This is a genomic window from Agrococcus jenensis (genome assembly GCF_003752465.1).
Lineage (GTDB): Bacteria > Actinomycetota > Actinomycetes > Actinomycetales > Microbacteriaceae > Agrococcus > Agrococcus jenensis.
In genome coordinates, this window is the sequence record NZ_RKHJ01000001.1 from 560,536 (window position 1) to 573,433 (window position 12,898).

Annotated in this window: 11 protein-coding genes; 2 read left to right on the forward strand and 9 right to left on the reverse strand. The window is 70.9% G+C overall.

Annotation, left to right across the window (positions count from 1 at the left end; translation table 11 throughout):
• Window positions 1–20: 20 nt before the first annotated feature.
• The 5 genes from EDD26_RS02745 to EDD26_RS02765 form a co-directional block, all read right to left on the reverse strand.
• The gene (locus tag EDD26_RS02745) at window positions 21–890 is read right to left on the reverse strand and encodes a carbohydrate ABC transporter permease (RefSeq protein ID WP_123696303.1); all 870 of its coding nucleotides are present in this window, start codon (window positions 888–890) and stop codon (window positions 21–23) included.
• 1 nt (window position 891) lies between these two features.
• Window positions 892–1,863: a carbohydrate ABC transporter permease gene (locus EDD26_RS02750; RefSeq protein ID WP_211333815.1), complete on the reverse strand. Its 972-nt coding sequence runs from the start codon at window positions 1,861–1,863 to the stop codon at window positions 892–894.
• A gap of 75 nt (window positions 1,864–1,938) precedes the next feature.
• Window positions 1,939–3,129, reverse strand: a complete 1,191-nt coding sequence (locus EDD26_RS02755; protein ID WP_123696305.1) for an enolase C-terminal domain-like protein — start codon at window positions 3,127–3,129, stop codon at window positions 1,939–1,941.
• Window positions 3,126–4,178 (reverse strand): lactonase family protein, encoded by a 1,053-nt coding sequence (locus tag EDD26_RS02760; RefSeq protein WP_170165508.1) that lies wholly within the window; start codon window positions 4,176–4,178, stop codon window positions 3,126–3,128. Before EDD26_RS02760 ends, EDD26_RS02755 begins: the two co-directional genes overlap by 4 nt.
• Before the next feature lie 128 nt (window positions 4,179–4,306).
• Entirely contained in the window at window positions 4,307–5,206 is a 900-nt protein-coding gene (locus EDD26_RS02765; protein WP_123696307.1) for a LysR family transcriptional regulator, read from the reverse strand.
• A 79-nt stretch (window positions 5,207–5,285) separates the two neighbouring features.
• On the opposite strand from EDD26_RS02765, the gene EDD26_RS02770 reads away from it, so the two are divergent.
• Window positions 5,286–5,987, forward strand: a complete 702-nt coding sequence (locus EDD26_RS02770) for a hypothetical protein (RefSeq protein WP_148058674.1) — start codon at window positions 5,286–5,288, stop codon at window positions 5,985–5,987.
• 163 nt (window positions 5,988–6,150) lie between these two features.
• Window positions 6,151–6,966 (forward strand): DUF6299 family protein, encoded by an 816-nt coding sequence (locus EDD26_RS02775; protein ID WP_123696309.1) that lies wholly within the window; start codon window positions 6,151–6,153, stop codon window positions 6,964–6,966.
• A 427-nt stretch (window positions 6,967–7,393) separates the two neighbouring features.
• Here the strand turns inward: EDD26_RS02775 and EDD26_RS02780 are convergent, their stop codons facing one another.
• The 4 genes from EDD26_RS02780 to EDD26_RS02795 are packed head-to-tail and all read right to left on the reverse strand — an operon-like array spanning window position 7,394 to window position 12,880.
• Complete coding sequence (locus EDD26_RS02780) at window positions 7,394–8,443, reverse strand: family 43 glycosylhydrolase (RefSeq protein WP_123696310.1); 1,050 nt, start codon at window positions 8,441–8,443, stop codon at window positions 7,394–7,396.
• Window positions 8,440–11,082 (reverse strand): glycoside hydrolase family 78 protein, encoded by a 2,643-nt coding sequence (locus tag EDD26_RS02785; RefSeq protein WP_123696311.1) that lies wholly within the window; start codon window positions 11,080–11,082, stop codon window positions 8,440–8,442. The genes EDD26_RS02780 and EDD26_RS02785 overlap by 4 nt, the downstream gene beginning before the upstream one ends.
• A gap of 1 nt (window position 11,083) precedes the next feature.
• The gene (locus EDD26_RS02790; protein WP_123696312.1) at window positions 11,084–11,992 is read right to left on the reverse strand and encodes a carbohydrate ABC transporter permease; all 909 of its coding nucleotides are present in this window, start codon (window positions 11,990–11,992) and stop codon (window positions 11,084–11,086) included.
• Window positions 11,993–11,995: 3 nt separating this feature from the next.
• On the reverse strand, window positions 11,996–12,880 hold the full coding sequence (locus EDD26_RS02795; protein ID WP_123696313.1) for a carbohydrate ABC transporter permease: 885 nt from the start codon (window positions 12,878–12,880) through the stop codon (window positions 11,996–11,998).
• Window positions 12,881–12,898 lie beyond the last annotated feature (18 nt).

Genomic DNA, 12,898 nt, shown 5'->3' on the forward strand with positions numbered 1-12,898 from the left:
TCTCCCTTTCTTGCGGGCTGTCAGCCCTTGACGGCCCCGGCCCCGAGGCCCTGGACGAGGTACTTCTGGATGAAGGCGAAGATGATGATCACCGGCAGCGCCGCGACGATGCCGCCGGCCGCCAGCACGCCGAAGTTCACGCCGAACTCGCCCATGGTGTAGCTGAGGCCGACGGGCAGCGTGAAGCGCTGCTGGGTCTGGATGAACATGAGCGCGAAGAGGAAGTTGTTCCAGGCGCCGATGAAGCTGAAGGAGCCGACCGCGATGATCGCCGGTCCCAGCACCGGCAGCACGGCGAGGCGGAAGGCGTGGAACCGGCTGCAGCCGTCGATCATCGCCGCCTCCTCGAGCTCGAAGGGGATCTTCGAGATGAACGAGGTCATGAACATGATCGCCAGCGGGAGGCTGAAGACCGTGTCCGCGATCGCGAGGCTGAGCAGGTTGTTGATCAGGCCGAGCGAGTTGAAGATCTGGAACAGCGGGATGAGCATCATCGCGCCGGGGATGAACTGCGTGCACAGGAGCGCGAGCGTGAACGCGCGCTTGCCCTTGAACCGGTAGCGGGCCATCGCGTATCCCGACGGCAGCGCGAGGGCGAGGGTCGCGACGGTGGTGAGCACGCCGACCAGCACGCTGTTCCAGAAGAAGAACTCGTAGCCCACCTCCTGCCAGACGAAGACGAAGTTGTCGAACGTGATGGGGAACGGCAGCCAGCTGTTCGACGACGGCTCGCGGAAGGCGAAGAGCACCACCCAGTAGAAGGGGATGATCGTGAACACCGTGTAGAGCGCGAGCGGCAGCGAGATGCGGGCGTGGAAGCTGAACGCCCGCGCGGTGCGGATGCGAGGGGCGACGCGCCGGCGCGGCGCCTGGAGTGCGGTGACGGCCATGTCAGTCCTCCTCGCGCGAGAACGCGGTCAGCTTCAGGTAGACGATCGAGACGATGAGGAGGATGAGGAAGGCGAAGACCGTGAGCGCCGAGCCGTAGCCGAAGTCGTGCGCCTGCGTGGCCAGCTGGGCCACGTAGAGCGGCAGGGTCGTCGTCATGCCGGCCGGCCCGCCGTTCGTCATCGTCAGCAGCAGGTCGACGTTGTTGAACTCCCACACCCCGCGGAGCAGGGTCGTGAGGATGATCGCCGTCTTCAGGTGCGGCAGGGTCACGTGCATGAAGCGCTTGATGCGGCCGGCGCCGTCGACCGCGGCCGCTTCGTAGAGCTCCTTGGGGGCGCTCTGCAGCTCGGCGAGGAGCATGATCGCGAAGAAGGGCACACCGCGCCACAGCTCGGCCATCACCACTGCCCAGAACACGCTGTCGGGGTCGACGAGCACTGCCTGCCGGCCGTCGCCGATGCCCAGCTCGGCCAGCAGGCGGAAGATGCCGGTGCCGGGGTTGTAGACGAGGATCCAGATCGCCGTCGTGAGCACGCCCGAGATCGCCCAGGGCGAGAAGACCAGCGCCCGCCAGAAGCCGCGACCACGGAACGCCTCGTTGACCACGAGCGCGATGATGAGGCCGAAGACGAGCTGCAGGACCACCTCGACGAGCACCCACTGCGCCGTGAAGCCGAGCGAGGGCCAGAACTTCGGGTCCTCGAAGAACATGAACCGGAAGTGCTCGAGCCCGATGAACGCGTCGTTCCACGGCTCCGTGAGCTTGCGCTCGAACATCGCGTTCCAGAACACGCTGAGCACCGGCGCCACGATGAACGCGGCGCTCAGGATGATCACCGGCGAGAGCAGCAGCCACGGCGCGGCTGAGCGACGCCAGGTGCGGCGCCGACGCGGCGGGCGCGGCGGCTGGTCCACGGCGGCTGCCGCGACAGGTGCGGCGACACCGAGGTCGTCCGCGATCATTCTCGTCATTGAGTGCGCCTTCGTCGTCGTCGTCGGAGGTTCTTGGGTCTCAGCAAACGCCCGTCGAGCGATGTTGTCCAAGACTTAATCAGCATGGATTGATGCGTGCGACGCATCGACGGCTCGCAAGTCCACCGCCCACCGCTCGACATGCCCGCGGTCGACCGCGACGCCGAGACCGGGGGCATCGCCGGAAGCGATCTCGCCGTCGAGCGGCACCGGCCCACCGAGCAGCGGAGCGTCGACGGCGTCGAACGGCTCACCGGGGCTCGACTCGACGTACCACTCGACGCGCCGCACCGACGGGAGCGCAGCGGCGACGTGCACGCCCCATGGCGCGCCGGAGAGGTGCGGCGCGAGCTCGATCCCCTCCGGGAGCGCGCGGTGCAGCCGACGCAGCGCGGTGATGCCGCCGCACCATGCGAGGTCGGGCTGCAGCACGCGCACCCCGGACGGCGGCAGCGCGAGGAGCGCTCGCTCGCTCGTGGCGTGCTCGCCGCTCGCGAGCAGCACCTCGCCGAGCGCGGCGGCGATCGCCGAGAGGCCGTCGACATCATCCGGCGGCAGCGGCTCCTCGAGCCACTGCATCCGCGCCTCGCGCAGCGCCGGCGCGAGGGCCACCGCGAACGGCACGTCGAGGCCCATCCAGCCGTCGACCATGAGGCCGTGGTCGTCGCCGGCGAGCGCGCGCGCGTCCTCGATCTGCGTGATGGCGCTCCGGAGGCCGTCGTCGTGCCAGGGGCCCGCCCGCAGGCCGATCTTCGAGGTGCGCAGCCCGAGCGCGCGGTGGTGCTCGATGTCGTTGCCGGTCGCGTAGACCGGGAGCCTCCGCGGCTCGCCCCCGAGCAGCCGGACCACGGGTGCGCCCGAGAGCCTCCCGAGCAGGTCCCACGCGGCGATGTCGATCGCCGATCGGGCCATCGCGGCGAGCCCGTCGCTCCCGTACGGCAGCGTCGCCAGCCGCATCCGCTCCCAGAGCCGCTCGACGCCGTCGGCGTCGGTGATCGGCGTCCCCATGGCGAGCGGCAGCAGGTGGTCGGCGAGCAGCGCCGCCACCGCCGCTCCGCCTTGCGTGACGGCAAGACCGACCGGCGAGGCGTCGTCCAGGCCATCGACGCCGAGCTCGACGAGCACGGTCTCCATCGACCCGTACCAGCTCGCCCGCCTGCCCCGATGGTCGACGAAGCGGTCCATCGGCGCGGTGATCTCGCTCGAGGCGAGCCTCGTCGGCGCTCGGAGGAGCGTGACGCGGGCGCGGCGGAGCCGCGCGGTCACCGGGCGACCGCCACCGCGCACGCCGGTGCGGCGTGCACGAGCGCGCGCCGCACCGCGCGGATGCCCTCGGCCGCGTTGCCGGGGTCGAGCAGGTCGACGCGGTGCGACCCCATGGCCGCGACGGCGAGGACGTCGAGCATGGGCAGCACGCCTGCGAAGCGCGGGGTCGCGCCCTCGACGGGCAGCCAGCCGACGACCTCGGGCGCCTGCGCGTCGCGCACGTCGATGACGGCGACGGAGTCGTGCCCGCGGTTGGTCACGTACAGCCGATGGCGGCCGGCGTCGAGCGAGATCGCCGCCGCGGCGCTCTCGCCGAACCAGTCCGGGGGGAGCACCGTGCGCACGTCGATCGGCTCGAGCGCCTCCCCCGCCGGTCCGGAGCGCCGCAGCGTCACGAGGGAGGCGTCGAGCTCGCAGACGAGGTACGCGACGGGAGCGGTGGGGTGCAGCACGAGGTGCCGGGGCCCAGAGCCGGGGCGGAGGACGGCTGCGATCTCGTGCCTGCCGTCGGCCGCGATGCGGTGCACGACATCCTGCGCGCGATCGGGGACGAGCAGCGAACCGTCGTCGAGCAGCGTCGCCTGGTGCGGCTCGGCGTCGCTCTGGAGCGCGTTCCGGTGCGTGGCGCCGGGAGCGGCACCCGCGAGCGGCCACGTCCTGTCGATGCCGGCGAAGGCGCCCTGCTCGTCGAGGGCGACCCGCACCACCGCGCCCTCGGTGAAGCACGAGGCGATGAGGCTCCGCCCGTCGGGCCCGACCGCGACGTGCGCGGGGTTCATGGCGCCGATGTCGATCTCGTCGACGAGCTGCAGCGTGCCCTCTGCGTCGAGGCGCACCGCGCTGAGCGTGCGACGGGCGCTGTGGCTGACGTAGAGCAGCGGCCCTCGCGGTGCGGGCGTGATCCAGGTCGGGTTCTCGAGCGCGAGCACGTCGACGGGCTCGTCCCCCGCGGCATCGGCGGCGTGCACCGCGAGGCCGCTGGGCGCTCCGTCGGCGTCGCCGTCCGTGAAGCCGCCGAGCACGATCCAGGTCGTGGGGCTGTCGGTCACGTGCGTCCTCCGGGCCTCGTCGTCGAGCATCGGCCCCGCAGGGGCATCTCAACCCTAGGCACGGAGGGATGCCGCATCGATGCAGATGCTCGATGCGTCGATGCGCGGGGCGCATCGACGCCGCATCGTCAGCCGAGCTGCAGCGGGGCCGCGATCGCCTCCAGCGCGCGCGGCAGCACCGGGTTGCGCGAGCCGCGGTCCCAGACGGCGGCGATCGTCACCTGCGCCTCGGCGGCGACGCGGCCGGGCAGGTCGAGCTCGAGGAACGTCACCCCATGCGGGCGGAGGGACTCGGTGGAGCGCGGCACGAGCGCGACCCCGATGGATCGTGCGACGAGCGAGAGCATGCTGAGGATCTGCGCGACGCTGTAGACGGTGCGCACCTGCCGATCGCCCAGGATCCGCTCGACCTTGCGCAGGAAGTACTCCGACTCCGGCCGCGCGTAGCCGATCATCGGGTGCTCGACGAGCCGGTCGACGCTCACGGGACGGCCCGCCTCCGCCAGGGGGTGGCGGTCCGGCACGGCGAGCACGAGGTCCTCCCGGAACAGCTCCCGGACGCCGTAGTCCCCCGCCGGCACGGTGCGCAGCAGCCCGAGGTCGATGGAGCCCCGGTCGATCTCGGTGCGCTGCAGCCCCGAGACGCGTTCTCGCAGGTCGATGTCGACGTCGGGCAGCTGGTCGTGGATGCGATCCAGCAGCGGCCCGAGCACCGACAGCGCCGAGGTGGCGGTGAAGCCGATCGTCAGTGTGCCGCGCTCGCCGTGCGCGACGCTCCGCACGGCGGCCCGCGAGCGGTCGGCGAGGGCGAGGATGTGCCGTGCGCGCTCGAGCAGCTCGACGCCCGCCGCGGTGAGCTCCACCTGTCGGTTGGTGCGGGTGAAGAGGTGCACGCCGAGCTCGGCCTCGAGCTTCTGGATCTGCCTGCTCAAGGGCGGCTGCGTCATCTGCAACGACTCGGCTGCCCGCCCGAAGTGCAGGTGCTCGCTCACGGCGACGAAGCCGCGCAGCTGCTCGAGGCTGTACATGCCCCGACTGTAGCGAGTGGCCGCGACAGGCTTTCAAGGATCGCTCGCTTTCCCGCGCGACGGATGCCACCCTCGGAGCATGCACGCCCCGAAGCGCATGGCAGCCGTCGCAGCCGCCGCCGTCGTCCTGGCCGGGCTCGCGGGCTGCGCCCCAACCGGCCCGGCGACGGCCCCTGCCGGCGACCCGACCCCGGCGCCCGTCGCCACCGCGGCTGCGAGCGCCGCCCCCGCGTCCGGCGTGCTGACGGCGACGTCTCCCCTGCCTGTGGATGCCTACGTCGCGCAGTTCAGCGCGTCCGACGGCTCGCTCCCCGACGTCGACGCCGTCAACGAGGAGTACCGGGCGGCTGCCGCAGCCTTCCCGCTCGCGCTCCCCGATGGCTACGCGTGGCCCACCGAGACGTGGCTGCGCGAGGGCCAGAGCGGCGCGTGGCAGCAGGGCAACGGCGTCGCGCAGGCGTACTTCTTCTGGCAGGCGGCGACGGCCAACGCGGCGTTCGCCGACCACATCCGCGGCAACGACCAGGCCGCCGCCGAGCACCTCGACGCCCTCGAGGCGGGTCGCAGCGGCCCCGTGGCTGCGATGTTCGTGCAGGACCCGGGCGGCAGCTACGTCTCGCAGGCGATCGCCCCCGCGCGCGAGGGCGGCTGGACGCCCCTCTACGCACAGGACGTCCAGCCGTTCCGCGAGGCTCCCGCCTACGCTGCCGTCGCCGCTCGGGCCGGGGACCTCGTCGACCTCGGCACGGAGGGCTTCGCCACGGAGGTCGGCGAGCAGTAGTCGCCGGCGCCGCAGGCGCGCACAAGTGCACTCTTCCGGCGCGGGTCGGCCCGCACTACCGTCAGCCTCGTGGCCCACGCCACACTGCGGCGGGGGACGCGTCAAGAGCGCGGACACTGCCGTTCAGAGCTGCGCCGCGCCTGCACCGAGAGGGGACAGGACGATGAAGGTCTTCCATGGGCTCGCGCTGGCAGCGGCCACCGCGGTCATGACGGTCGGGCTGGGCGTGCCGCCGGCCCTCGCTGCACCACCGTCGAACGACGTGTACGCCGCCGCCGAGGTGATCCCCGCGATCCCCTTCAGCACGACGCTCGACACGACAGAAGCGACCACCGACGCCGACGACGCCGAGCTGAACGTCTGCGGCGCTCCCGCGATGGACGCCAGCGTCTGGTACAGCTTCACCGCGCCCGCCGACGCCTCCTACATCGCCGACGTGTCAGCGTCGGACTACTCGGCCGGCGTCTTCGTCGCGACCGGATCACCCGGGGCCTTCTCCGTGCTGGCATGCGGCCCGGGTGGCGCCATGTGGCAGGCGACGGCCGGCGAGACCTACTGGATCGTCGTCATCGACGACCAGCAGGACGGCGGCGGCAACGGCGGCAGCATGTCGCTCGTGGTCGACGTCGCACCCCCGCCGCCCACCCTCGAGGTCACGGTCGACCGCACGGGGCGCTTCGACGCGAGGACCGGCATCGCCACCCTCTCCGGGACCCTCCTGTGCAGCGAGGACGCAGAGGTCGCCTTCCTGGAGGCGCAGCTGACGCAGCGCGTCGGGCGGCTGCTGATCCGCGGATTCGGTGCCACCGGGGTGGTGTGCGACGGCACCGCGCAGCCGTGGAGCCTGAACATCTCCGGCGACAACGGGCTCTTCAAGGGCGGGAAGGCCGCGAGCATCACGTTCTCGGTCGCCTGCGGGACCGCCTTCTGCTCCGAGTACTTCGCCGAGCAGACCATCCAGCTCAAGGGCAAGCGGTAAAGCAGCCGTTCCGCGCTCGCGAACCCGGCAGGAACCAAGAAGGCCATCTGCTCTCGCAGATGGCCTTCTGCTGCGTCGACACAACGCGCGCCCGGAGGGATTCGAACCCAACCTTCTGCCCTCTAGCGGCCGTTGCGCATCGAGCGACTTCCGCGGTCCTGCGCCCGTACCGGTTGCCCGTGCCGCACACGCGACCCATGGCCACCTGCTCGTGCCGTGATTCCTGGACCCGTTGTTGGACATCGGCCGCGCTCATCCCCGCTCGCGTGGCTCGCAGAGATGTGTGTGCACGATCGGCAGCTCATGCGCCAGGCCAACTTCAGCCTGACACCGTGGTCGGCAGGAGGCGCACAGCGATCACCCTCGCCGAGCACGGTCCCGCGCGCGAAGGCAGGAAGCGGTCGTCTCGCCTGCCTCGCGCCGGAGATCAGGCGTCCTCGTACTCATCCGGGCTCCACTCGTCGCGCCACCGGATGACCGGCCGCCGGCCCTCGAACTCGATCGGCAGCCACACGTAGTCGGCCAGCGAGGTGTCGACCTCGGCGAGCTCCTCCATCGGCTCGTCGCCGTCGCGCCCCGGCGCGAAGTGCTCGACGAACGCGCGATGCGCTCGGTCGCCGTGCTCGAGGTAGCGCGGCAGCCATCGATCTGCCAGCGCGATGTAGAGATCGCGCTTGCCGGGGTGCTTGAAGACGGACGAGATCTGCGAGTGGAACGACGTGCGCGATCTGTCGCTCGGATGCAGGTCGCCGAGCACCGTGAACGGGCCGTGGTAGCTCGGCGAGACCGCGGCCTCCGACGGGTTCGGGTAGTACCCCGTCGTGCCCGACGTCAGCAGGTAGTGCTGGCCGTCCCTGGCGAAGTGCGCGGGCGCCTCGCGCACGAACGGAGGCTGGGGCTGCGGGAAGTGCGTCGAGTAGTAGCCGGTGACGTCGGTGAAGTCGTCAGTGAGGTCGGCGCAGATCATCTCCGAGTGCACCCGCTCGAAGTAGTAGTACCCCTTGCCGTCATGCGGGTCGACGACGAGGTCGAAATCGCCGGCGCTCATCCCGAGCGGGCGCAGCCAGGAGCGCACGAGCGTGTACGGGCCCAGGATCGAATCGGCGGTCAGCACGGTCGAGCGCTGCACCGAACCGCGCGTCATCACCTTGATCCAGCACACGAACTTCCGCGTCTCGGGGTTGAAGACGATGTGCGGACGATCGGCGAGCTGCCCCGGATGCAACGGCGAGTCTGGATCGTCGAGCTCGGGTGGCACGATCAGCCCGCGGTCCTCCCAGGCGACGAGATCGGTGGACGAGTAGCAGCGCACGCCCCAGTGCCAGATGCCGCTCCCGGGCGTGGAGCGCTCCTTGTTCTCGCCGTACCAGTAGTGCACGCCGTCGACCGTGATGATCGACCCGCCGTGCGCGTGGATCCGGTTGCCGGCGGTGTCGAGCCATGGTTGGCCCGGTGCGATCGTGCTGCGCGTGGTCATGATGCCTTCCGTTCGGCCATCGTGGGTCGGTGCAAGGGCGGTGCGGGGTCGGTCCGCTCGCTCGAGGTGATGTCATCAGCAGCAGACCAGCATGGGGCGACGATCTCGTGGACGCCCGGCCCGACGGCGACCTCCTCCCCCGTGGCGGGCAGCACGACGGTGCCGGAGGAGCCGGCCGGCACCGTCGCGCGGATCGTGATGGTGCTGCCGTCGCGCCGCCAGGCGATCGCGGCGGGACCGTGCACGCTGTCGTAGCTGGCCGAGGCGTGCTGCAGGCCCCCGCCGGGCTGCGGAGCGAAGCGGATGTGCCGCCATCCCGGCGCGTCGGGAACCAGCCCCGCGACGACGCGGTGCATGAAGTCGGCGACCGCGCCGAGCGCGTAGTGATTGAACGAGGTCATGTCGCCGGGATTGATCGAGCCGTCTGGAAGCATGCTGTCCCAGCGCTCCCAGATGGTGGTCGCGCCCATCGAGACGGAGTACAGCCAGGACGGCAGCTCCCGCTGCATGAGCAGCCGGTACGCGTGATCGCGGCCTCCTGCGGCCATCAGCGCGTCACAGATGATGGGGGTGCCGACGAACCCCGTGCTGATGTGGAAGCCGTCCTGCGCCACGAGCTCGAGGAGGCGGTCGCCGGCGCATCGTCGCTGCTCGTCGGAGGCGAGCAGGTCGAAGGTCAGCGCGAGCGCGATCGACGTCGGGGTGTCGCTCACGACGCGCCCGGACGGCGCGACGTACTCATCGCGGAAGGCAGCCGCGGCGCGCGCCGCAACCTCCTCGTAGTGGGCGGCGTCCGCCTCGCGACCGAGGACGGCCGCGACCTGCGCCATGATGCGCGCCGTCCGCGCGTGGTACGCCGTCGCGACGAGGTAGCGATCCGTGCGACTGTCCCCGGGCCGCTCGGGCGGGGCCGCCGGGTCGAGCCAGTCGCCCAGCTGGAAGCCCGCGCTCCAGTGCCCCGTCCGACCGGTGAGCCGATCGACGAGGTCGACCCACGCCCGCATGCTGTCGTACTGCTCCCGGAGGATCGTCGCGTCGCCGTCGTTGCGGTACATCTCCCATGGCACGATGACCGCGGCGTCTCCCCACGCGGCGGTGGGGTGGTTCGGGAAGCCGCATTCCACCCAGGGGACGAACTGCGGCACGTGGCCGTCGTCGTGCTGCTCCGCTGCCACGTCCCGCAACCAGCCGGTGAGCACGCCGTGCGCGGCGTAGAGTCGGAGCGCCGTCGGCGCGAACACCTGGATGTCGCCGGTCCAGCCCATCCGCTCGTCCCGCTGCGGGCAGTCCGTCGGCACGTCGACGAAGTTGTCCCGCATGCTCCACACCACGTTCTCGTGCAGGCGGTCGAGCTCGGGGCTGCTGCTCGCGAACCGACCGGTGCGCTGCATGTCGGTGTGGATCACGAGGGCCTCCACGTCGCCCGTGCGCAGCTCGCCGACCCACCCCTCGATCTCCGCGTAGCGGAAGCCGTGGATCGTGAAGCGCGGCGTGTACTCCTCGGGCGCCTCGCCCGAGCAGACGTAGCTGTCGACCGAGGTGGCGCCGCGCAGCGGCCGCGTGCCGAGCTCACCGTCCTCAATGACCTCGGCATGGTGCAGGCGGATGACGGTGCCTCGAGGCGCGCGGGGCCGGATCGCGAGGACGCCGGAGATGTTCTGCCCGAAGTCCAGGCGGATGCGACCGCCCTCGCGGCGGCTGACGTCGACGGGCCGCAGCCGCTCCGTCTCGCGGACCGGCGGCGCCGTCGGGGGCTCGATGGCGGCCGCGAAGCGCGAGCGGTCCAGCACGGCAGCGTCCATCCACGCGATGTCGTCGAAGCCGGGCTCGGACCACCCGCGCGGCAGCAGGCGGGCGTCGTACGACTCGCCCTCGTACAGGCCGGCAGCCAGGATCGGTGACGCGTGATGGCGCCAGGTGAGCGGGATCTCATGGCGCCGCCCGTCGCGAGTGACCACGTCGAGCTGGAGCAGCAGCGCCACATCGGTGCCGTAGATGTCCCAGAGCCCGCCGTCGAAGCCGAGGTGTCCGCGGTACCAGCCGTCCGCCAGCCAGGCCCCGAGCACGTTGGCGCCTCCGCGCAGCAGGCCCGACACGTCGAACGTCTGGTGCCGGAGGCGATGGCGGTAGGACGTCCAGCCCGGCGCGAGGCGCTCGTCGGAGACCCGGTCGCCGTTCAGCTCGAGCTCGTAGACGCCGTGCGCGCTCACGTAGGCGCGAGCCCGGACGATGTCGGCGACGGCGATGCCGCGCGCGGCGATGTCGAACTCGGCGCGCAGGAGGTGGGCCGCTCGAGTCTCCGGCGAGGCGCTGAGCGAGGGCGAGACGAAGTCGACGCGCCAGCCGTCCGCGATGCCGCGCTCGACCCTCAGCGGTGACGACCATGGCCCGTTCGCGCCGACCCGTGCGCGCAACCTGCCCCCGGCGCGCGGTTCGAGCGCTCGGAACGGCCACGCGACGAGCCTCGCCTCGTCGACCTCCGCGCGCTCCACGCTGTCGTCGTCGTGCAGGAGCTCCAGCACGAACCCGTCGGGTGCCGGCCCGTCGGCGATGACCGTCACGCGGGGTGCGCTCTCGTCGATGCCCAGTGCGCTGCCGCCGCGGCGGTTCTCCAGCCAGATCTCGGTGATCGTCGACATGTCAGCCCTTCACGGATCCGGCGGTGAGGCCCTTCATCACCTGCTGGTTGAGGAAGAGGTAGAGCACGAGGGTGCCGAGGACGTTGACGGCGATCCCGGCGAACATCGGCCCGTAGTCGATCGCGCCGTACTGACCGGTGAAGTTGAGCAGGCCGACCTGGATCGTCCTGAGCTCCTGCGTGTTGACGAACGTCAGTGCGACGAGCAGGTCGTTCCAGATGAAGAAGAACTGCACGAGGCCGACCGTGAACACCGCGTTCCGCACGAGCGGCAGGCCGACGCTCCAGAACAGGCGGTAGACGTTCGCCCCGTCGATCGTGGCGGCCTCGAAGACCTCCCGCGGCACGGAGCGGAAGTAGGTCGCCATCATGAACACGGTCAGCGGCAGGCCGATGGCCGTGTAGGTGATGATGAGCGGCCACAGGGTGCCGGTCAGGTGCAGGTTGAAGTAGATGGTGAACAGCGGCAGCAGGATCATCTGGACCGGGATCATGATCCCGGCGAGGAACAGCATCAGGACGAAGCCGCGGCCCTTCCACACCATCACCTCGAGCGCGAAGCCGGCCGCCGTGCCGAGCAGCACGATCAGGATCAGCGACGGCACCACGGCGATGAGGCTGTTGCGGATGTACGTGCCGAGCCCGCCCCCGACGAAGGCCTCGATGTAGTTGTCGAACCCCCACTCCCGGGGCAGCGCCCAGAACGGCTCGCTCAGGAACTCGTCCTGCGACTTGAAGGACCCCAGCACCATCCACACGAGCGGATACGCGACGACGACGATCAGGAGGGCGAGCCCGAGCATGAGCGGGAGCCGGCGCACGAAGCGCACCCGCGCGCGGCGCCGGCGGGATGCTCGCGCATCGGTGGGCGGACGGCGGTGCCGTCGCTGCGCTGCGGTCTCGGCGTTCATGGGTCAGCCCTTCGTGAGGTCGCGTCGGGTCGACCGGAAGATGAACACGGTTACGACCAGGCACATGAGCGTCAGGACGAGGGCGATGGTGCTGCCGTAGCCGTACTCGCCGAAGCTGAAGGCGGTGCGGAACATGTAGACGGTGAGCGGTGTCGTGGCCGTGCCCGGGCCGCCGTTCGTCAGCGCGACGATGGTGTCGAACACCTTCAAGGTGCCGTTGATCGAGAAGATCAGCGCAGAGAGCAGGACGGGCAGCGACAGCGGCAGCACGATCGACCTGATGAGGCGGAAGCCGCTCGCGCCGTCGATGCGCGCCGACTCCAGCAGCTCGTCGGGGATCTCGACGAGGCCGGCGTACAGCAGCACCGCGTAGAAGCCCATCGACCGCCACAGGTCCATGAGGATGATCACCCAGAAGGACGCGTCGGGCTGGCCGAACCAGTCGGGGTTCTCGCCGCCGAACGACATCACGAGCGAGTTGACCGGCCCGACCGCCGGGGCGGCCTCGAAGAAGCGCCGGAACAGCAGCGCGACGGCGACGGTCGGCAGGATCACCGGGAAGAAGACGAGCGTGCGGATGACCGCTCCGCCGCGCCGCAGCGCGAACACGTACAGCAGCGCGAGGCCGTAGCCCGCTCCCACCTGCAGCACGGTGAGCACGATGGCGTAGCGCAGCGTGAAGGAGACCGACTGCAGCGCCGTCGGGTCCTCGAAGAACTCGACAAAGTTCGCGAGGCCGACGAACTCGAAGCCCCGGATCGCGTTGCCCTCGAAGAGCGTGTAGCCGGTGGACCAGAAGATCGGGACGAGCATCACTGCCGAGTAGACGGCGAGCGCCGGGCCGAGCAGGATGGCGACCGCGCGCCAATCGCCGAGCATGCGTTCCATGAGCGGATCACTTCCGTG